We start from the raw sequence: 19,714 nt of genomic DNA on the forward strand, positions 1-19,714 counted from the left end.
GTTCTCCTTCATCCTCAGGGCAGGGTCCAGCGCTGGTTCGCCGCGCCGGTGCACGTCCACAGGTGCACCGCCGTGCCGTCGGCCGAGTTGTTGCCGGACACGTCCAGGCACTTGGCCGACGACGGGTTGCGCAGCGTTCCGTCCGCCTGCGCCGACCAGTTCTGGGCGCCGGTGCCGTTGCACGTGTACAGCTGGATCTTGGTGCCGTCCGCGCTGGCGCCACCGGAGACGTCCAGGCACTTGCCGAGCGCCTTCACCGTGGCGTTCGGCGTCACCGTCCACGACTGCGCCGTCGTGCCGTTGCAGGTGTAGAGCTGGATCTGCGTGCCGTCGGCGGTGGCGGCGTTGCGCACGTCCAGGCACTTGCCGGCCAGGCCCTTCACCGGGCCGGTGCGCACGGCCGGCGTGGTGAGCGTGAACGCGTCCAGGTCGTAGAGCGCCCCGCTGCCCCCGGCGAACGTGAGGTAGAGCGTGGTGGTGCCGGCCGGCGGGCTGGTGATCGTGCCGGTCACTGTGGTGAACGTGTCCCAGGCGCCGGTGACCGGGACGGTGGCGGAGCCGAGGACGGCGCCGGTGGCCGAGCCGGCCCGCACCTGGAGCGTGCCGCCGGCTCCGGCGGACGAGACCCGGGCGGTGAATCCGGTGGCGTCGGCGAGCAGGTACGGCCGGAACGCGATCCAGTCCCCGTTGTGGATGTCGCCGACGGTCCTGCCGCCCTCGGCGGTGCCCTTGTCGAACGTGTTGACCCCGGCGGAGGTGGCGAAGTGCTCGGCCTGCCGGTGCCGGGGCTGGAGCGTGTGCTGGGTGTGCGTGGTGAGGCCGCCGGAGTCGGTGTACTCGGCGTCGAAGACCGCGAAGATGTTCGCCGCGTCGTCGTGCTCACCGTCGACCGGCACGGCGATCGAGCCGGTGCAGCCGGTCGCCGAGGTGATCTGGTGGCCGTGCTGGTCGTGGCCGAGCACGTAGGTCATCTTGACCTTCGTGCAGTCGATGGTGGCGTCCTCCGGGTCGGTGACGGTGATCCGGAACGGCACCGTGTCGCCGAAGGAGAACAGCTTGCCGTTGCCGGGCGTCTCGATGACCACAGTCGGGGCGGTGTTGCCGACTGTGACTGTCACGCTCGCGGTGCCGGTGGCGCCCTGCGGGTCGCGCACGGTGAGCGTGGCGGTGTACCTGCCGTTCGCGGTGTAGGTGTGCGAGGGGTTCGCCGCGGTGGAGGTGCCGCCGTCGCCGAACGTCCAGGCGTACGTGAGCGCGCCGCCCTCCGGGTCGGACGAGCCGGTTGAGGAGAACGCGACTGCGAGCGGCGCGGCGCCGGATGTCCGGTCGGCGGCGGCACGGGCCACCGGGGCACGGTTGGCGCCGCCCAGGTAGTCGAAGCGGTACAGCGCCGAGTTGGCGTCGCCGTTGAAGTAGCCGGTGCCGTAGTCGAGCACGTAGTACGCGCCGTCCGGGCCGAACGCGGAGTCCATCACCTGTTTGCCGGCCCACGGGAACGTGTCGATGGTGCCGGGTGAGCCGTCGGCGTTGACGTGGATCGGCTTGATCCAGCCCCGGCCGAACTCGGTGGCGAAGAACTGCCCGTCGAAGGACTGCGGGAACTTCGTGGTGGACGGGTTCGCCGCGTCGTACCGGTAGACCGGGCCGCCCATCGGCGACTCGGAGCCGCCGCCGAACTCGGGCGGGCTGCCCGCGTCACCGGCGTAGCGGATCCAGGACGGCTTCGCCGCCGGCAACGTGGCCAGGCCGGTGTTGCGGAACGAGTTGTTCGTCGGGCCGCCGGTGCAGTTGTACTTCGGCCCGGCGGTGCCGGTGGCGAAGTCCCATTCGGCGTACGTCTCGGCGGCCGTGTTGGTGCCGGTGCAGTACGGCCAGCCGTAGTTGCCGGGCCCGGTGACCCGGTTGAACTCGACCTGCCCGGACGGGCCGCGGGCCGTGGTGGTGCCGGCGTCCGGCCCGTAGTCGCCCACGTAGACGACGCCGGTGGCCTTGTCGACGCTGATCCGGAACGGGTTGCGGAAGCCCATCGCGTAGATCTCCGGGCGGGTCCGCGCGGTGCCGGGCGCGAAGAGGTTGCCGGCCGGGATCGAGTACGTGCCGTTGGCGTTCACCTTGATCCGCAGGATCTTGCCGCGTAGGTCGTTGGTGTTGCCGGCGCTGCGCTGCGCGTCGTAGCCGGGGTTGCGGTTGGTGCGCTCGTCGATCGGCGCGTAGCCGGCCGAGTCGAACGGGTTGGTGTCGTCGCCGGTGGACAGGTAGAGGTTGCCGGCGGCGTCGAAGTCGATGTCGCCGCCGACGTGGCAGCACAGCCCCCGGTCGGCCGGTACGTCGAGCACGTCGACCTTGCTGGCCTGGTTGAGCGTGAAGTCGGCGTTGAGCGTGAACCGGGAGAGCCGGTTGACGCCCTGCCAGGCGGAGAAGTCGGTGCCGGTGGCGGGCGCGTCCCCGGCCGGGGTGGACAGCGGCGGCGCGTAGTAGAGGTAGATGTGCCGGTTGGAGGCGAAGCCGGGGTCGACGCCGACGCCCTGCAGCCCTTCCTCGTCGTGGGTGTAGACCGACAGCGTGCCGATGACTGTGGTGGCGCCGGCCGCGTCGGTGCGGCGCAGCGTGCCGTTGCGGGCGGTGTGCAGGACCGACCGGTCGGGCAGCACCGCCAGGGACATCGGTTCGCCGGTCTCGGCGACGCCGCGGGCGAGTTCGACCTGCTGGAAGTCGCTCGCCGTGATGGGGTGGGCGGACGCCGGGACGGGCGCCGCGGCCGCTGTGACGGTGCCGGCGGTGGCCGCGAGCAGCAGCGCTGCTGCGGCGGCGAACGGTCGTCGGGCACGGGGGTGGTGGTGGCTGGACATGCTGTGCTGTCCCTTCCTGACGCGCGCAGCCAGGACCGGGCGCGCGTCGCGCCGGATGCCGAGCGGGGGATGCTGCGCCTCGACGAGGCGGCGGTGCGGGGCGGATCGCCTCGACGAGACAGCTAGGTGCTGTGCACGACATTAAAACCTTTCGATCAGTCTGTCCATAGCTTCTGATCGATCGGCTTACACTTTCGGCGCTACGCAACAAAAGTAGGTGTCACTCGCGGCGGTCGACAGCCCGTTCCACAAGCGCGGCGAGCACCCGCCGGGCCGGCTCCGCGAGCCCCGCCGCGTCCAGCGCGACCACTGCCGCGTCGGCCCGGGTACGGATCATCCGCTCCACCGCCTCCCGGGCGCCGGACTCCTCGACGATGCCCCGCACCTCGGCGGCGCCCGCGTGGTCCAGTCCCGGATCGCCGACCAGCTCCCGCAGCCGGGCCACGCCGGCCGGGGAGGCGGACGCCCGGGCCAGCGCCAGCAGCACCGTCGGCTTGCCCTCGCGCAGGTCGTCCAGGTTGGACTTGCCGGTCACCGCCGGATCCCCGAAGACGCCGAGGACGTCGTCCCGGAGCTGGAACGCGTCCCCGAGCGGGTCGCCGAACCCGGCGAGCGCCGCCACCTCCTCCGGCGTCGCACCGGCCAGCGCGGCGCCGATCTGCACCGGACGGGTCACCGTGTAACGGGCCGTCTTCAGCCGCACCACGGCGAGCGCGCTCGCCACCGTGCCGTCCCCGGCCGCGGCGACCACGTCCAGGTACTCCCCCGCGATCACCTCGGAGCGCATCCGGGCCAGCAGGACGTGCCCCCGGCGCAGCCGCTCCGGCGGCAACCCGCAGCCGTGGAACATCTGGGCCGACCAGGTGGCGCAGAGGTCCCCGCAGAGCACCGCCGCCTGCCGGCCGTACGCCGCCGGATCACCGCGCCAGCCGGACCGCTCGTGCAGGTCGGCGAAGAAGCGGTGCAGCGTCGGCGCGCCCCGGCGGCGGTCACTGCGGTCCACGATGTCGTCGTGGATCAGCGCGAACGCGTGGAACAACTCCAGCGACGCCGCGGCCACCAGAATCGGCCGCTCGTCCGGGCCGCCGAAACCCCGCCAGCCCCAGTAGCAGAACAGCGGTCGCAGCCGCTTGCCACCGGCCAGCACGAACCGGCGCAGAGCGGTGTGGACGGCCCCCGTACCGTCGTCCGGCCGACCCGGCCGTCTCGCGTCCAGGAACGCGGCGAGCTCGGCGTCGAAGCGGCCCCGAAGCAGGGCCGGGTCGGTCGGTGCGACGGTTACGGTCATGGCGCCTCCCAGGCCAGTCCGGCGAGTTCGAGCAACAACGCCTTCACATCGGTCGCCTCCACCCGGGGCCGGATCGCGGCCCGGTCGGAGCAGAGCAGCACCGGGCCGTCTGCCGGATCGGCCGGCAGGCGCCCGTGCGAACCACGCACCGCCCGCGCCCCGGCGTCCAGCCCGACCACGTTCATCAGATAGCGCAGGCCGAGCTTCTTGCGGGCCAGCGCCACCGCCGCGCGGCGTTTCGCCGCGCCCGGAGCGGCCGGGTCGAAGAACAGCTCGGCCGGGTCGTAACCCGGCTTGCGATGGATCTCCACCAGCCGGGCGAAGTCGGGCGCCCGCGCGTCGTCGAGCCAGTAGTAGTAGGTGAACCAGGCGTCCGGCTCGGCCACCAGGATCAGCTCGCCCGAGCGGGGATGGTCGAGGCCGTACCCGGCCTGCCCGGCGGCATCAAGCACCTCGGCCACGCCGGGCAGCGCCGCGCAGAGCTTCGCCACCGCCGGCACGTCCGCCGGATCCCGGACGTAGACGTGCGCCACCTGGTGGTCGGCCACCGCGAACGCCCGTGACGTCCACGGGTCGAGGTACTCCATCCCGGCCTGGGTGTAGACCCGCAGGAACCCTTCGGCGCGCAGCAACCGGTTCACGTCCACCGGGCGGGACACGTCGGTGATGCCGTACTCGGACAACGCCACAACAGTAGCGTCCCGATCACGGGCGGCATCCAGCAGCGGGCCGAGCACGGTGTCCAACTCCGCCGCCGCGGCGGCGGCCTCCGGCCCGGACGGACCGAAGCGTTGCAGGTCGTAGTCCAGATGCGGCAGGTACACCAGCGTCAGGTCGGGGGCGTGGTCGGCGAGGATGCGCTGCGCCGCCCGGCTGATCCACGCCGAGGACGGCAGCCCGGCGCCCGGCCCCCAGTAGCTGAACAGCGGGAACGTGCCGAGCGCCTCGGTCAGCGTGTCCCGCAGCTGCGGCGGGTCGGTCCAGCAGTCCGGCTCCTTGCGCCCGTCGGCGTGGTAGACCGGGCGCGGCGTGACGGTCCAGTCCACGTCCGCGCCCATCGCGTACCACCAGCAGACGTTGGCGACCCGGTAGCCCGGCTCGGCCCGGCGGGCCGCCTGCCACACCTTCTCGCCGCCGACCAGCGCGTTGTGCTGCCGCCAGAGCAGCACCTCGCCCAGGTCGCGGAAGTACCAGCCGTTGCCCACCACGCCGTGCCCGGCGGGCAGCTCGCCGGTGAGGAACGTGGACTGCGCCGAGCAGGTCACCGCCGGCAGCACCGTGCCCAGCTCGGCGGCGAACCCGGCCTCGGCCACCGCGCGCAGCCGGGGCATGTGCGCCAGCAACCGCGGGGTCAGCCCGACCACGTCGAGCACCACCAGCCGCCGGCTCATGCGGTGCCGGCCTTCGTTCGCGACTGCGGGGCTCGCAGGACCGGCTCACTCCTCGCGCTCACGGCGACCCCCGCCGTCGGGGCCAGCCCGAGCGCGGTCAGCTCGTCGCGGGCGAAGGCCACCTCGGCGGCGATGCCGGCGGCCAGCTCCGCGTCGCCGCGCGGCCGCCGCGCCTCCGGCAGCACCCCCCAGGTGTACGTCTCGACGTCGAGGTGGTCGCAGCCGGCGGCCGGACCGGCGAACAACGCGGCCAGCGCCTCCCGCAGGACCGGCACCGTGGAGCGCAGCGGCGGCTCGGGCGGGGCGTGCAGCGGCACGTGGTAGTGCACCCGCCACGCCCCGGGCAGCCGGGCGTCGAGCGCGGCGTCGAGGTCGTCGGCCGCGTACGCCGGATCGGCCGGGTCGGCGGCGCCCGCGCAACCGGCCGCGCGGGTCTGGTGCAGGAACCTCGGCTCGACGAAGCGGCGCAGCGCCGCGCCCGCCGTCACCGGATCGGGCGCCTCGACCGCGGCGGACACCTGGACCTTCACCACCGGCAGCCCGGCGGCACGCAGCCCGGCCAGGGCATCCGCCGGCTGCTCCCAGGCGCACGCCAGGTGTGCGAGGTCCAGGCAGATCCCGAGCCGGTCGGTATCCATGGCTGAGAATACCTCGCGTGCTTGTCCCGTCGACTCCACCAGGCAGCCGGGTTCCGGCTCGAAGCCGACCCGGATCACCCGGCCGGTCTCCCGCTGCACCGCGGCCAGCCCGTCGGCCAGCGCGTCGAGCCGCCGCCGGGCGGTCGCGGTCCGCGCGGCGTCCCACGGCGTACGCCAGGCCAGCGGCAGCGTCGAGACCGACCCGTGGACGGCGTCGTCGGGCAGCAGGTCGGCCAGCACCCGGGCCAGGTCGAGCGTGTACGCCGATCGCTGCGGCGTGGTCCAGTCCGGGTGGTACACCGCGCCCTTGACCACCGGGGCCTGGAACGCGGCGTACGGGAAACCGTTGAGCGTGACCACCTCCAGCCCGCGCACCGTCAGCTCGTGGCGCAGCCGGCGGCGGGCCGCCGGGTCGGCGGCGAGCGCGGCGGCCACCGGCGCGGCCAGCCAGAGCCCGAGCCCGAGCAGGTCGGCGTCGAGCGCCCGGCGCACCGCGACCGCGTACGTGTCGAGCTGGGCGACGATGCCGGGCAGGTCCTCGGCCGGGTGGACGTTCGTGCAGTAGCCGAGATGGACAGTGGTGCCGTCGGCGTGACGCAGCCGCATCATTCGCCTCCGCGCACTATCGAGTTGCCGGCGAAGGTGGGCGCCGCGGCCTCCAGGGCGGTCAGGTCGAGCCGGCCGGACTGGCCGTAGAACTCGACCGGGTTGCGCCACAGCACTCGGTCCACGTCGTCGGCGCTGAACCCGGCCAGCTGCATCGCCTCCCCGGTGGCCCGGGTCAGCAGCGGGTCCGACCGCCCCCAGTCGGCGGCCGAGTTGACGAGCATCCGCTCGGTCCCGTACCGCTTCAGCAGCTCGACCATGCGCGGCGGCGACATCTTCGTCTCCGGGTAGATGGAGAAGCCCAGCCAGCAGCCGGTGTCCCGGACCAGCTCCACTGTCACCTCGTTGAGGTGGTCGACGAGCACCCGTTCCGGCGCGATGTCCGACTCGGCGACCACGTCGAGCGTGCGCCGTACGCCGCGTGCCTTGTCCCGGTGCGGCGTGTGCACCAGGGCGGGCAGGTCGTACGCGACGGCCAGCGCGAGCTGCCCGGCCAGCGCGGCGTCCTCGGCCGGCGTCATCGCGTCGTAGCCGATCTCGCCGACCGCCACCACGCCGTCCTTGTCCAGGTAGCGGGGCAGCAGGTCGAGCACCGGGCGGCAGCGCGGGTCGTTCGCCTCCTTCGGGTTCAGCGCCACTGTGGCGTGGTGCCGGACGCCGAACTGCCCGGCCCGGAACGGCTCCCAGCCGATCAGCGAGTCGAAGTAGTCCACGAAGCTGTCCACGCTCGTACGCGGCTGGCCCAGCCAGAACGCCGGCTCGACCACCGCGCGGACCCCGGCGGCGGCCATCCGCTCGTAGTCGTCCGTGGTACGGGACGTCATGTGGATGTGCGGGTCGAAGATGCGCATGTCACGCCTCCGTGGTGGGGATGGTCAGCCGGCGCAGCAGGTCGGCTGCGTCGTCGGGCATGGTCCGGCCGGCGGCGTGCCGCTCGGCGGCGAATGCGGCGAGCATCCGCGCCAGCTCGCCGTCGGCGCGGTCGGCCAGGCCGTCGACCACCGCCAGTGGCACGCCGGTGAACACGCACTTGAGCACCGCCTGCCGCCAGGCCGGCTGCTCCAGGTGCCGGGCGTACGGGCCGAGCGCGGCGGCGACCAGCCGGGTGTCGTTGGTACGGATCGCGTCGTGCAGCAGCGGCACGCACTCCGCCCCGATGGGCAGCAGCGGCAGCGCGCGCAGCACGGCGCGTTTCTCGGCGGCGTCGCCCTGCCGGTAGAGCGTCTCAGCGGCGGAGGCGTGACCGCCGGGCAGCGCGGTCAGCAGCAGCGCCCGCGCCGCCTCGTCGGCCGTCCAGCCGGGCGGGTCGGGCAGCGGCCCGCGACCGCACCGCCGGGCGGTCGCGGCGAAGAACCGTTCGATCGCCGCGGGTTCGGTCGCGACGCGGCGCAACGCCGCATCCAGCCACTGCGGATCGGGTACGCCCCGAAGCGCGGCGCGCAGTCGGTCGGGTGTCATGCCGTCTCCCCTCTGCCGGGTGGAAGGTGGTGGATCACCGCCCCTCGCCGCGCGAGGCGGCGGCGCGCAGGAAGTCCAGTGAGCGGGCGGCGACGGCCGGAGCCGCGTGCGAGTGCCGGGGCAGCTCCACCGCCACCAGCCCGCGGTAGCCGGCGTCGGCCAGGGCGCGCAGCACCGGCGGGAAGTCGATCTCACCGGCGCCGAACTCCAGGTGCTCGTGCACACCCCGGCGCATGTCGTCGATCTGCACGTTGACCAGATGCGCGGCGACCGCGGCCACGCACCGCGGCACCGCCAGCGGCTCCAGGCAGCGGCAGTGTCCGATGTCGAGCGTGATGCCGAAGCCGGGCGGCGCGCCGAGCGCCTCGCGCAGCCGCCACCACCCGGCGATGTCCTCGACGAACATGCCCGGCTCCGGCTCGAAGCCCAGCGCCACGCCCTCGTCGGCGGCCTCGGCGCAGACGGTCGCGCAGCCGGCCACCAGGCGGTCGGCCGCGACGTCGGGCGGTACGCCGGGCGGGCGTACGCCGGCCCAGAAGGAGACCGCCTCCGCGCCCAGCTCGGCGCCGATCCGCACGGCCCGGCGCAGGAACTCCACCCGCCGGGCCGGGTCGTCGTGCAGCAGCGTCGGCGCGTGCTTGTGCCAGGGGTCGAGCAGGTAGCGGGCGCCGGTCTCGACCACCACCGCCAGCCCGAGCGCGTCCAGCCGGCGGCGTACGGCGGCCACCCGGCGGATCAGCCCGGGGGCGAACGGGTCCAGGTGGTCGTGGTCGAGGGTGAGCGCGACGCCCGCGTACCCGAGGTCGGCGAGGACCGCCAGCGCGTCGCCGAGGCGGTGGTTGGCGAAGCCGTTGGTGCCGTACCCGAAACGCAGCGCGCCCGGGCCGGGCAGCGGGTCGGGGACAGCGGTCATGTCGGCGAGATCAGCCGGGCCAGGCGGCGGCCGAGCGGGGCGGCCCCGGCCACGGCGAGGCCGAGCAGCCGGGCCCCGGCGCGGGCGGTGAGCGCGCCCTGCAAGGCGGGCAGCCCGGTGATCCCGGCCCCGACGGCGGCGCGCACCCGGGCCGGTGACGGGTCGGCGAGCACCCGGACCTGCGCCCGGCCGTACCGGGCGGCGTACCCGGCCGCGAGCACCGCCGGCACGAGGTGACCGAGCCCGGCGGTGCGGCCGGAGCCGCTGCGGGCCGGGGAGCCGGGGCGCGCGGCGGGTGGCGTGGGCCGGGCCGGGGTGGCGAGCGCGACGAGCGCGGTGCCGGCCAGCGTGAGGCCGGGTAGCCGCCGGTCCGCGCCGGTCACCTCGCGCCGGGACAGCGCGGTCACGGTCCAGGTGTGCGCGGCCACAGTCAGCGCGGCCGGCAGCGCCCGGACCACCCGGCCGCCGGACGCGCCGAGCAGCACGTCCAGCCCTCGGCAGGCGGCCATCACCGCCGGGCCGGCGGCGGTGTTCTTGGCGCGCAGGTCGTACCCCCAGATCGTGGCGGCGAGCGGGAGCGCGACCGCTGCCGCCCGGCGGCCCCCGGCGGCGGTGGCGACCGCGAGCCCGGCGGCGGTCAGGCCGGACGCGACGCCGAGCGCCACCGACGGGCGCACCCGGCCGGACGGGATCGGCCGCTCCGGCCGTTCGACAGCGTCCAGCCGCCGGTCCGCCCAGTCGTTGGCGGCCATCCCGGCCCAGTAGAGCAGCACCGACGCGCCGGCCAGCGCGGGCGTCCGGCGGCCCAGCGCACCGGCCGCGGCGGCGCCGGAGAGCACGTCCCCGGGCACCGAGAGCGCGGCCGGCGCCCGGACCAGCTCGGCCAGGTCGGCCAGGCGGGTCACGGCGACATCCGGGCGTGCAGGCCGGCGGTGAAGTCCCGCAGCACCGCCCACTGCCCGCCGAGCGCGTGGCCGGTCGCGCCGAGCGGGTCCTTGAAGAAGAACGCCAGCTCGGTCAGCGGGCCGTGGCGGCCGGCGGCGTGCGCGGCGGCGGTGAGCCGGGACAGGTCCAGCACGAGCGGCGCGGCGAGCGCCGAGTCGCAGCCGTGCCAGGTGAACTCCATCCGCATGCCGGTGCCCAGGAAACCGGCGAACGTGACCAGGTCCCAGGCGGTCTTGAAGTCGCCCAGTTCCTCGACGTACTCGATCCGGGTACCACCCTGCGGCAGGTAGCCGAGCGTCTCGGCGAGCACCCGCTGCTTGCTGCCCACCTTCGCGGCGTTGGCGGCCGGGTCGGCGAGCGTGGCGCCGTCGCCGCCGCCGAGCAGGTTCGTGCCGGACCAGGAGCGCACGGCGAGGTGCCGCATCGCGAACATCGGCGCGAGCACCGACTTGAGCAGCGTCTCGCCGGTCTTGCCGTCGTGCCCGGCGTACGGCAGTCCGCGTTCGGCGGCCAGCGCGGCCAGGGCCGGCAGCCGGGCACCTGTGGACGGGGTGAAGTCCACGTACGGGCAGCCGGCGGTGAACGCCGCGTACGCGTACGCGGAGCTGGGCGGCAGCACGTCGGGCGCACTGGTCAGCGCCTCGCGCAGCGTGGCCAGGTCGTGGTGGGCCGGGTGCGGGGCGGGCGCCGGTTCGGTGGCGGCGACGTTGACCACCACCACCCGGTCCAGCCCGTGCCGGGACCGGAAGTCGGTCAGGTCGCGGACCACAGTGGCGATCCGCTCGCCCTGGTCGCCCTCGACCGGCGCGGGCCGTAGCGCCGCCTCGACGGCGGCCAGGTCGGGTGCCACGGCGTCGGCCAGCCGGCCGGGCAGCACCCCGGCGTCGGCGAGCGCCTCGGCGCGTTTGGTGAGCGGGGTGGCGACCACGTCGTGGCCGCCGAAGACGAGATCGGCGAAGCCCGGCAGGGCGGGCCCGCGCAGGGCGGGCAGCTCGGTCACGCATCCGGTCGGCGCGGTGAGCCCGGCCCGCAGGGCCAGCCCGCCGACCACGGCGGTGGTGGCGACCGAGCCGCGCGCACCCACCAGCCACACACCCGTACGCATCGCGCTACCTCCCCAGGTAAGGCCGGTCCGCCGGTGCGGCCGGGGAATCCCGGTCCGGCCGCACCGGAGGGCCGTGCTGGTCGTGCCGGCGGACACCGGCGGCACGCTCCCCGGAGCCGGCCTCGTCCCCGTCGCGGGGCGCAACCGCGGCGGGCCCTCGCCGGCCGGCGCCGGTGAGTGTCGGCGGACCCCGTGGGGCCCGCCTCAGGTCAGGCGGAAGCTTCGGCCAGAGCGGGTTCCACCTCCGTCCAGGCGGCCCGCTCGGCCGAGCGGGTCACCGCGTCGAGCACGAGCTGGACCTGAAGCGCGTCGGCGAACGACGGGGCCGGGTCGGCGCCGGTGGCGACCGCCTCGACGAAGTCACGCGCCTGGTGGGTGAAGGAGTGCTCGTAGCCGATGATGTGGCCGGGCGGCCACCACGCGCCCAGGTACGGGTGCTCCGGCTCGGTCACCAGGATCCGGCTGAAGCCCTGCTCGGCGGCGGGCCGGGTGGCGTCCAGGAACTCCAGCTCGTTGAGGCGTTCCAGGTCGAACACGACGCTGCCGCGCGAACCGTTGATCTCGACCCGAAGCGCGTTCTTACGGCCGGTGGCGAACCGGGTCGCCTCGTACGTGGCCAGCGCTCCCCCGTCGAGCCGGGCCACGAACACCGCCGCGTCGTCCACTGTCACCTGGCCCGTCGCGCTGCCGTTGCCGTCGGCCTGCGCGGCCAGGCCGCTCGACCCGGCGACGAGTGGCCGCTGGCGGACGAACGTCTCGGTCAGCGCGCTGACCCCGGTGATGAGCTGACCGGTGACGTACTGGGTCAGGTCGATGATGTGCGCGCCGATGTCGCCGAGCGCGCCGGAGCCCGCCCTGTCCTTCTGCAACCGCCACACCAGCGGGAACTGCGGGTCGACGATCCAGTCCTGGAGGTAGACCGCCCGGACGTGCCGGATCTCGCCGATCCGCCCGTCCGCCACCAGCTGCCGCATCAGGGCGACCGCCGGCACCCGCCGGTAGTTGAAGCCGCACATCGCGCGTACCCCGGACGCCTGGGCACGGGCCGCGGCCTCGGTCATCTCCCGGGCCTCGGCGACGCTGTTCGCCAGCGGCTTCTCGCACAGCACGTGCTTGCCCGCGGCGAGCGCGGCGAGCGCTATCTCGCGGTGGCTGTCCCCCGGCGTGCAGATGTCGACCACGTCGATCTCGTCGGACTCGACGAGCCGCCGCCAGTCGGTGGTGTAGCCGTCCCAGCCGAGCCGGTCGGCGGCCTCGGCCACCTTCGGTTCGTCCCGGCCGCAGACGAGCGCCATCCGCACCCGGGCCGGCAGGTCGAACACCCGGTTCACGGTGCGCCACGCCTGGGAGTGCGCGGCGCCCATGAACGCGTAGCCGACCATGCCGACCCGCAGGATGCTGTCGTGACTGGACAAGGTGGGTCTCCCCCCGTGAGTCAGAACCCGAGCTTCAGGTAGTCGCTCGCGTTCTCCTTGGTGATCGTCTCGGAGGCGAGGACGATCTCCTTCGGTACCTGGAGTTCGACCAGGTCGGACATGCCCTTGCCCTGGCCGATCAGGCGGGCCAGGGAGATGGCCGAGGAGGCCATCGACGGGCTGTAGGTGACTGTGGCCTTGAGGACCGTGTTGTCGGCGGCGATGTCCTCCATGGCCTTCTTGGAGCCGGCGCCGCCGACCATGATGAATTCCTTGCGGTTGGCCTGGTTGACCGCCGCGAGCACGCCGATGCCCTGGTCGTCGTCGTGGTTCCAGACCGCGTCGATCTTCGGCAGCGCCTGGAACAGGCCGGTGGCGGCCTGCTGGCCGGAGTCCACGGTGAACTCCGCCGGACGCCGGTTGGCGACCTTGAACCCGTACGAGGCGAGCGTGTCGGCGAACCCCTTCGACCGTTCCTGGGTCAGCTCCAGCGACTCGATGCCGGGGATCTCGCCGATCACCGGGTTGCTCACGCCTTTGGCCTTGAGCTGCTCGGCGATGTAGGTGGCGGCGGCCACCCCCATGCCGTAGTTGTCGCCCTTGATCTGGCACCGGTAGGCGCGCGCGTCCGGGAAGGCCCGGTCCAGGTTCACCACGGGTATGCCGGCCTTCATCGCCTCCAGGCCGAACGCGTTGAGCTCCTTGCCGTCGTGCGGCAGCAGCACGATCACGTCGGGCTTCTGCGAGATCAGCGTGGACAGCGCCGCCCGCTGGGCCGCCGCGTCCGCGCCGGCCTCGACCGACTTCAGCTCCACGTCCTGGTACGCCCCGGCCTGCGCCTTGGCGTTGTTGGTGATGGCGGCGATCCAGCCGTGGTCGGCGGCCGGGGCGGAGAATCCGATGCTCACCTTCTTGCCCGGCTCGGTGTTGGCGCCGGAACCGGCCGCCTTGGTCTGTGCCTCGGTCGGGTTCTGCTCGTTGCTTGTGCAGCCGGCGAGCAGCACCCCGGCGGAGACGGCGGCCCCGCCGAAGAGCAGCCGGCGGCGGGACAGGTCATGGCGCGGTGTTCTCATGACGCCTCCTGGGATGAGGTGGTGGGGTGGTTTCGGGTGTGGCGGGCCGGACCACAGTCGGTACGACGGCAGCCGGGGTGTGCGCGGGTGGGGTCAGGTGGTGGTGGCCCGGTTGCGGGCGAGGAACTGGGTGAGACTGCCGAACTGCACCTGCTGGACCAGGACGGCGGCGACGATGATGCCGCCCTTGACCATGTTCTGGGCCTCGGCGGAGAGGTTGTTGATGGCGAACAGGTTGGTGATCGTAGAGAAGATGATCACCCCGAGCAGGGAGCCGATGATCGTGCCCCGCCCGCCGCTGAGCAGCGTGCCGCCGATGATCGCGGCGGCGATCGCGTCCAGCTCGTAGAGGTTGGCCATCGCCGCCTGCGCGGAGGTGGCCTGCGCGGTCAGCATGACCGCGGCGATGCCGCAGCACAGGCCGGAGAGCGCGTAGAGGAGCACTGTGTGCCGGCGGACGTTGATGCCGGCCAGCCGGGCCGCCTCCGGGTTACCGCCGACCGCCACCGTACGGCGGCCGAACGTGGTCCGGTTCAACAGCACCCAGCCGGCCGCCACCACCGCGACCAGGATGTAGACCAGCAGCGGGATGCCGAGCACGTTCGTGCTGGCGATGCCGTTGATGAACGTGTTGCCCGACACCTGGGTCTGCTTGTCGGAGATCTCCGCCGCCAGCCCTCGGGCGGCGACGAGCATGGCCAGCGTGGCGATGAACGGCACCAGCCGCCCGTACGAGACGAGCAGCCCGTTGACCACGCCGACGGCGAGCCCGACGGTCAGCGCGGTGAAGATCATGCCGCCCGCGCCGTAGCTCTGCGTGGCCACTGTGGTGCACCAGACCCCGGCCAGCGCGACGATCGCGCCCACCGACAGGTCGATGCCGCCGCCGATGATCACGAAGGTCATGCCGACGGTGACCACGCCGACCACCGAGGCGAGTTTGAGGATGGTGAGCGTGTTGCCCCACACCCAGTTCGGGTCACCGTAGAGGTCGGGGCGGGTCAGGATGCCGATGACCACGAGCACCACCAGCACGGCGAGCAGGCCCAGGTTGCGCTTCGCGCCCTCCCCGCCGTCGCCGCGCCACCAGGAGAGCTTCGCCGGCGCGTCGACCTTGGCGGTCTCCGCTCGCTCCACCGGCGGCGACTGCGCGGGCAGCGAGGTGTCAGTGGCTTCGCTCATGCCGGTGCGCCTTCCATGAGGGACCCCGCCATGACGAGGTCGAGCACGGTGTTCTCGTCCAGTTCGCCGGCCGGCGCCTCGCGGACCACCCGGCCCTCCCGCATCACCAGCGCCCGGTCGGCCAGGCCCAGCACCTCGGGCACCTCGCTGGAGACCAGCAGCACCCCGACGCCACGGGCGGCCAGATCGCGGATCACCTGGTACAGCTCGGCGCGGGCGCCCACGTCCACGCCCCGGGTCGGCTCGTCGAGCAGCAGCAGCCGGGTGCCCCCGAGCAGCCACCGCCCGACCACCACCTTCTGCTGGTTGCCGCCCGACAGCGTGCGCACCGGCCGCCGTACGTCCCGGGGCCGCAGCTCCAGCGACGCGGCGATCCGGTCGGCCTCGACGCGTTCCCGCCCGGCGTCGGTGAAGCCGAGGCGCGCGTATCTGCTGAACGTGGCGAGCGTGACGTTGCGGTAGATCGGTTCGCCGAGCAGCAGCGCCTGGCTCTTGCGCTCCTCCGGCGCCATGCCCATCCCGGCGCGCACCGCCGCGCCCACACTGCCGGGACGCAGCGTGCTGCCGTCCACCCGGACCGTCCCGGCGTGCGCCCGGCGCGCGCCGAAGATGGTCTCCAGCAGCTCCGACCGGCCCGAGCCGACCAGCCCGGCGATGCCGACGATTTCTCCCGCCCGGACCCTGAGCGAGACGTCGGCGAACTCGCCGGGCCGGGTCAGCCCGTCCACCCGCAACAGCTCCGTGCCGCCCCCGTGGTCGGCCGGGCGCTGCGGGAAGACGTACTCGATGGTCCGGCCGGTCATCCGGGCCACCAGGTCACGGGTCGGCGTCTCGCGGGCCGGCAGGCTCGCCGCCGTGGTCCGGCCGTCCTTGAGTACGGTGACCCGGTCGCCGATCTCGCGGATCTCCTCCAGCCGGTGCGAGATGTAGATGACCGCGATGCCCTGCGCGGTGAGTTCCCGGATGATCCGGAACAGGTTCGCCACCTCGTCGTGGGCCAGCACCGCGCTCGGCTCGTCCATGATGATCAGCCGGGCCTCGTGGGACAGCGCCCGGGCCATGCTGACGATCTGCTTGCCGGCGGCGGGCAGGTGCCGCACCAGCCGTCCCGGCGGGATCTCCGGGTGGCCGAGCCGGGCCAGGATCTGCCGGGTACGCCGGGCCATCTGCCCCCGCCTGACGAAGCCGACCCGGCGCGGCTCGTGGCCGAGGAACGCGTTCTCCGCCACCGACAGGTCGTCGACCAGGTCGAGTTCCTGGTAGATCGTCGCGATGCCGGCGCGCATGGCGGCCTGCGGGTTGGCGAACGCCGCCGGTTCGCCCCGCCACACGACCTCGCCGGAGTCCGGCCGGTGCACCCCGGCCAGCACCTTGATCAGGGTGGACTTGCCGGCGCCGTTCTGCCCCAGCAGGCAGTGCACCTCGCCGGCCCGCACCTCCAGTTGCACACCGTCGAGCGCGCGTACCCCCGGGAACGTCTTGACCACGTCGGCGAGGCGCAGTACGACCTCGCCCGCGACGGCGTCCGCGGGCGCCTCGACCAGCGGTTCGCCGGTGTCGCTCATGCTGCTTCTCCGAACGCGAGGTCACTGGCCAGCACGGCAGCGCCGGCGACGCCGGCGCGCGGGCCCAGCTCGGACAGGACGACCGGCAGGTTGCCGGTGGCCAGCGGCAGCGAGCGGCGGTAGACGACGCTGCGGATCTCGGCGAGCAGGATGTGGCCGAGCTGGGCCAGTCCGCCGCCGATCACGATCATCGACGGGTTGGTGAAGCTGACCAGCCCGGCCAGTACGCTGCCGACCCGCCGGCCGCCGTCGCGGATGAGCTGGATGCAGGAGACGTCCCCCTCGATCGCCCCCTGCGCCACGTCGAGCGCCGTGACCACGCCCCGGGCGGCGAACCGCTCGGCCAGCGCCGGGGAGACCTCGGTGCGGGCCGCGACAGTCGCCTCCCGGGCCAGCGCGGCGCCGCTGAACACCGCCTCCAGGCAGCCGACGTTGCCGCAGGAGCACATCGGACCGTTCGGGTCGACCTGGATGTGGCCGATGTCCCCGGCGCAGCCGTCGGTGCCCCGGTAGACCTCGCCGTGCAGGTAGATGCCGCAGCCGATCCCGGTACCGATCTTGATGAACAGGAAGTCGTCGACCGAGTGGGCCACGCCGCCGTGCCGCTCCCCGATCGCCATGATGTTGACGTCGTTGTCCACCACCGCCGGGCAGCCGTGCTCCCGGGTCAGCAGCTCGCGGACCGGGAACCGGTCCCACCCCGGCATGATCGGCGGAGAGACCGGCACGCCGTCGCGGAAGCTCACCGGCCCCGGCACGCCGATGCCGACCGCGTCGAGCCGCTCGTACGCGCCGTCCACCTTGGCCTTGTGCAGCAGCTCGTTGACGCGCTGGAGCGTCACCTTGGGGCCGGAGCGGATGTCGGCGGACTCGGTGTAGGCGGCCACCGGCTCCAACCGGCCGTTGACCACCTCCACGTCGATCGAGCTGGCGCCCAGGTCGACAGCGGCGAACCGTAGGTGCGGGCTCAGTTCGACAAGGGTGGAGCGCCGCCCGCCCCGGGAGGCGGCCAGCCCGGCCTCGGCCACGTACCCGAGGGAGACGAGCCGCTCCAGCTCGGCGAGCAGGCGCGGGCGGGGCATCTGGAGGCGGTCGCCGAGTTCGGCGCGGGACACCGCGCCCTCGTCCCGGAGCAGCCGCAGGAGCCGTACGTGCAGGGGGTCGACCGTCCGCACCGGCAGTCACCTCCGCATCGGAAGTCCGTCACATCGACAGCAGCGATGTGTGTTGTGTCCGACACAGTAGGAGCCTTCCGGGCCGCATGTCCATAGCTTCGGCACGCCTGATGCAAACTTTTGTCCATACCAACAAAAGAAGCTCCGGATCATGAAAACGCGCCGCCCCGCCCGAGTACGTCCGGGCGGGGCGGCGCAGTGTGGGTCAGCGGTCAGTGGTGGGAGGACGTGTTGCCCTTCTTGCGCAGCTTGCGGTCGTCGCGCAGCTCGACGTAGGGCTCCTCGTCGGCCGGGTGCCCGGCCGCGATGGCGCGGCTGCGCTCCAGCTCGGCGTCGAACTCCGCGCCGAGCAGGATCGCCACGTTGCTCAGCCAGAGCCAGACCAGGAAGATGATCACGCCGGCAACCGCGCCGTACGTCTTGTTGTACGAGCCGAAGTTGCTGACGTAGAGCGCGAAGAGGCCGGACACCACGAGCCAGAGCACCACCGCGAGCACGCCGCCGGGACTGACCCAGCGGAAGCCGCCGTGCCGGGCGTTCGGCGAGGCCCAGTAGAGGATCGCGAACATCAGGCTCACCAGCACCAGCAGGACCGGCCACTTGGCGATGTTCCACACGGTGACGGCTGTCGAGCCGAGCCCGATCGCGTTTCCGGCCTGCTCGGCCAGGCCACCGGTGAACACCACGATCACGGCGCTGATCAGCAGCATCACGCCGATCACCGCGGTCACGCCGAGGCGTACCGGCAGCGTCTTCCAGATCGGCCGGCCCTCCGGCACGTCGTAGATGCTGTTCGAGGCGCGCATGAAGGCGGCGATGTAGCCGGAGGCGGACCAGAAGGCCGCGATCAGACCGATGACAGCCGCGACGCTGGCCAGCCCGCCGGCCTGACCGGCCTGGTCGATCGCGCTCTCGATGATCTTGCGGGTGTTCTCCTCCGGCACGGCCTGCCCGACGGTGTCCCGGACCCCCTCCGTGGCCCGGTCACCGAGCAGGCCGAGCAGCGAGATCAGCACCAGGACGCCCGGGAAGATGGAGAGCACACCGTAGTAGGTGAGCGCGGCGGCCCAGTCGGTCAGGCTGTCGTCCTGGAACTCCCGGACGGTCCGCTTGAGCGTCGCCATCCAGCCCGTCGCCGTCAGATCGGTCGGGCTGTCCGGACCGTCGTCCGGGCCCACCGGCCCCGTGTGGTCGCGCCCGTCACGGGCGGGAGCCTCGTCGGCGGCCATGGCACCTCCTCGTCGCTCGTCGTCAGGCACGACATGCCCTGACCGGTGCGGCGATAACCCCCGTCGGCAAAACCGGCCCGTCCGCCGCCGCCCCGCTCCCGCTCCCCCGCCCCCGCTCTGCATCCATCGGCGCACATGGTCACGCAGCGTGTCCGTCGCTCCGGTGGCTGCAGAGCAAGACCGGCGGGCACCGCACCCCGCGCTCGCCCGGACGGCACGCACGGCCGAAGATCACGGTGAGTCGTCCTTCCCCCTGGGCCACCACTCGCCACGCTCTCCACGACGGTCACGAGGAGTGGAACCGCATGGGTGTCAAAAGGCGGTGGAGGCACCCCATGGCGTTCCACTCCGCCGTGCCCGCCGGCCACCGGCGCGCAGCGGGTCCGGCTCGCGGGCGGTGCCTGCGCCATTTCGGCGAAGCGGCGGTGTCGGCGCACGACCGATGCCGCCACCTCGGCGAAGTGGTGCCGGTCGCGCGATTCCGGCCCACGAATCGCGTCCCCGGAGCGCTCCGAGGACGCGCGGCGGCATCCGGAACCCGCCCGCCCGGGGGAGCAGCCGCCCGGGACCGGCAGCGGCGAGAGGCAATACACCCTGAGTGACGACGGCCGATCCGCGGACCAGTTCTTCATCGTTGGAATATCGCCTGGAAGTTCGCTGGGAAGAGATTGTGGAAGCGCCCTTCACCCGTCGGCGAAGCGGTCGCGAAACAGATTCAGAAATCTGTTTGACGGGTGAAACATTCCCCAACCCGTCACTCATTGCAATCACGTTAAGCAATGTTCCCAACGCCCGCGCAATTCGCGTATCGTGCCCCCTCGTGCCGCCCGTTCGCCCCTCCGACGCCACTCCCCCGAAACCCCGGCCGCCGTCCGGCGGACG

The 19,714-nt window shown here is 73.4% G+C and carries 15 protein-coding genes; all 15 read right to left on the minus strand.

From position 1 onward, the window contains the following. Positions 1-14: 14 nt before the first annotated feature. Positions 15-2,849, minus strand: coding sequence for a PQQ-dependent sugar dehydrogenase (locus tag FHU28_RS27205; RefSeq protein WP_184687362.1), 2,835 nt, complete (start codon positions 2,847-2,849; stop codon positions 15-17). 220 nt (positions 2,850-3,069) lie between these two features. Further along, a complete protein-coding gene (locus tag FHU28_RS27210) occupies positions 3,070-4,137 on the minus strand; it encodes a polyprenyl synthetase family protein (RefSeq protein ID WP_184687364.1) in 1,068 nt (355 codons plus the stop codon). Then, entirely contained in the window at positions 4,134-5,528 is a 1,395-nt protein-coding gene (locus FHU28_RS27215; RefSeq protein ID WP_184687366.1) for an alkaline phosphatase family protein, read from the minus strand. Before FHU28_RS27215 ends, FHU28_RS27210 begins: the two co-directional genes overlap by 4 nt. After that, complete coding sequence (gene eboE / locus FHU28_RS27220; RefSeq protein ID WP_260413131.1) at positions 5,525-6,772, minus strand: metabolite traffic protein EboE; 1,248 nt, start codon at positions 6,770-6,772, stop codon at positions 5,525-5,527. Before eboE ends, FHU28_RS27215 begins: the two co-directional genes overlap by 4 nt. Beyond that, the gene (locus FHU28_RS27225) at positions 6,772-7,623 is read right to left on the minus strand and encodes a TatD family hydrolase (protein ID WP_184687368.1); all 852 of its coding nucleotides are present in this window, start codon (positions 7,621-7,623) and stop codon (positions 6,772-6,774) included. The genes eboE and FHU28_RS27225 overlap by 1 nt, the downstream gene beginning before the upstream one ends. Before the next feature lies 1 nt (position 7,624). After that, positions 7,625-8,230: an EboA domain-containing protein gene (locus tag FHU28_RS27230; protein WP_184687370.1), complete on the minus strand. Its 606-nt coding sequence runs from the start codon at positions 8,228-8,230 to the stop codon at positions 7,625-7,627. 34 nt (positions 8,231-8,264) lie between these two features. Beyond that, a complete protein-coding gene (locus tag FHU28_RS27235) occupies positions 8,265-9,143 on the minus strand; it encodes a sugar phosphate isomerase/epimerase family protein (RefSeq protein ID WP_184687372.1) in 879 nt (292 codons plus the stop codon). Continuing rightward, on the minus strand, positions 9,140-10,048 hold the full coding sequence (locus FHU28_RS27240; protein ID WP_184687374.1) for an SCO3242 family prenyltransferase: 909 nt from the start codon (positions 10,046-10,048) through the stop codon (positions 9,140-9,142). The genes FHU28_RS27235 and FHU28_RS27240 overlap by 4 nt, the downstream gene beginning before the upstream one ends. Beyond that, positions 10,045-11,193 carry an inositol-3-phosphate synthase gene (locus FHU28_RS27245; protein WP_184687376.1) on the minus strand — a complete coding sequence of 383 codons (1,149 nt, stop codon included), beginning with the start codon at positions 11,191-11,193 and terminating at the stop codon, positions 10,045-10,047. The genes FHU28_RS27240 and FHU28_RS27245 overlap by 4 nt, the downstream gene beginning before the upstream one ends. Before the next feature lie 209 nt (positions 11,194-11,402). Next, positions 11,403-12,575: a Gfo/Idh/MocA family protein gene (locus FHU28_RS27250; protein ID WP_374223521.1), complete on the minus strand. Its 1,173-nt coding sequence runs from the start codon at positions 12,573-12,575 to the stop codon at positions 11,403-11,405. Between the two features lie 53 nt (positions 12,576-12,628). Then, positions 12,629-13,681 (minus strand): substrate-binding domain-containing protein, encoded by a 1,053-nt coding sequence (locus FHU28_RS27255; RefSeq protein WP_184687379.1) that lies wholly within the window; start codon positions 13,679-13,681, stop codon positions 12,629-12,631. Between the two features lie 93 nt (positions 13,682-13,774). Further along, positions 13,775-14,863 (minus strand): ABC transporter permease, encoded by a 1,089-nt coding sequence (locus tag FHU28_RS27260; RefSeq protein ID WP_184687381.1) that lies wholly within the window; start codon positions 14,861-14,863, stop codon positions 13,775-13,777. Next, complete coding sequence (locus tag FHU28_RS27265; protein ID WP_184687384.1) at positions 14,860-16,428, minus strand: sugar ABC transporter ATP-binding protein; 1,569 nt, start codon at positions 16,426-16,428, stop codon at positions 14,860-14,862. The genes FHU28_RS27260 and FHU28_RS27265 overlap by 4 nt, the downstream gene beginning before the upstream one ends. After that, positions 16,425-17,603, minus strand: a complete 1,179-nt coding sequence (locus FHU28_RS27270) for an ROK family protein (RefSeq protein WP_073831216.1) — start codon at positions 17,601-17,603, stop codon at positions 16,425-16,427. Before FHU28_RS27270 ends, FHU28_RS27265 begins: the two co-directional genes overlap by 4 nt. A 212-nt stretch (positions 17,604-17,815) precedes the next feature. After that, positions 17,816-18,832 (minus strand): YihY/virulence factor BrkB family protein, encoded by a 1,017-nt coding sequence (locus FHU28_RS27275; protein WP_184687386.1) that lies wholly within the window; start codon positions 18,830-18,832, stop codon positions 17,816-17,818. Positions 18,833-19,714: the final 882 nt, after the last annotated feature.

It is taken from the genome of Micromonospora echinospora (assembly GCF_014203425.1).
GTDB lineage: Bacteria > Actinomycetota > Actinomycetes > Mycobacteriales > Micromonosporaceae > Micromonospora > Micromonospora echinospora_A.

Bases quoted from the DNA above. Each gene is read 5' to 3' on its own strand.
- FHU28_RS27205 (WP_184687362.1), bottom strand. From the start codon at position 2,849: ATGTCCAGCCACCACCACCCCCGTGCCCGACGACCGTTCGCCGCCGCA.
- FHU28_RS27210 (WP_184687364.1), bottom strand. From the start codon at position 4,137: ATGACCGTAACCGTCGCACCGACCGACCCGGCCCTGCTTCGGGGCCGC.
- FHU28_RS27215 (WP_184687366.1), bottom strand. From the start codon at position 5,528: ATGAGCCGGCGGCTGGTGGTGCTCGACGTGGTCGGGCTGACCCCGCGG.
- eboE (WP_260413131.1), bottom strand. From the start codon at position 6,772: ATGCGGCTGCGTCACGCCGACGGCACCACTGTCCATCTCGGCTACTGC.
- FHU28_RS27225 (WP_184687368.1), bottom strand. From the start codon at position 7,623: ATGCGCATCTTCGACCCGCACATCCACATGACGTCCCGTACCACGGAC.
- FHU28_RS27230 (WP_184687370.1), bottom strand. From the start codon at position 8,230: ATGACACCCGACCGACTGCGCGCCGCGCTTCGGGGCGTACCCGATCCG.
- FHU28_RS27235 (WP_184687372.1), bottom strand. From the start codon at position 9,143: ATGACCGCTGTCCCCGACCCGCTGCCCGGCCCGGGCGCGCTGCGTTTC.
- FHU28_RS27245 (WP_184687376.1), bottom strand. From the start codon at position 11,193: ATGCGTACGGGTGTGTGGCTGGTGGGTGCGCGCGGCTCGGTCGCCACC.
- FHU28_RS27250 (WP_374223521.1), bottom strand. From the start codon at position 12,575: ATGGTCGGCTACGCGTTCATGGGCGCCGCGCACTCCCAGGCGTGGCGC.
- FHU28_RS27255 (WP_184687379.1), bottom strand. From the start codon at position 13,681: ATGAGAACACCGCGCCATGACCTGTCCCGCCGCCGGCTGCTCTTCGGC.
- FHU28_RS27260 (WP_184687381.1), bottom strand. From the start codon at position 14,863: ATGAGCGAAGCCACTGACACCTCGCTGCCCGCGCAGTCGCCGCCGGTG.
- FHU28_RS27265 (WP_184687384.1), bottom strand. From the start codon at position 16,428: ATGAGCGACACCGGCGAACCGCTGGTCGAGGCGCCCGCGGACGCCGTC.
- FHU28_RS27275 (WP_184687386.1), bottom strand. From the start codon at position 18,832: ATGGCCGCCGACGAGGCTCCCGCCCGTGACGGGCGCGACCACACGGGG.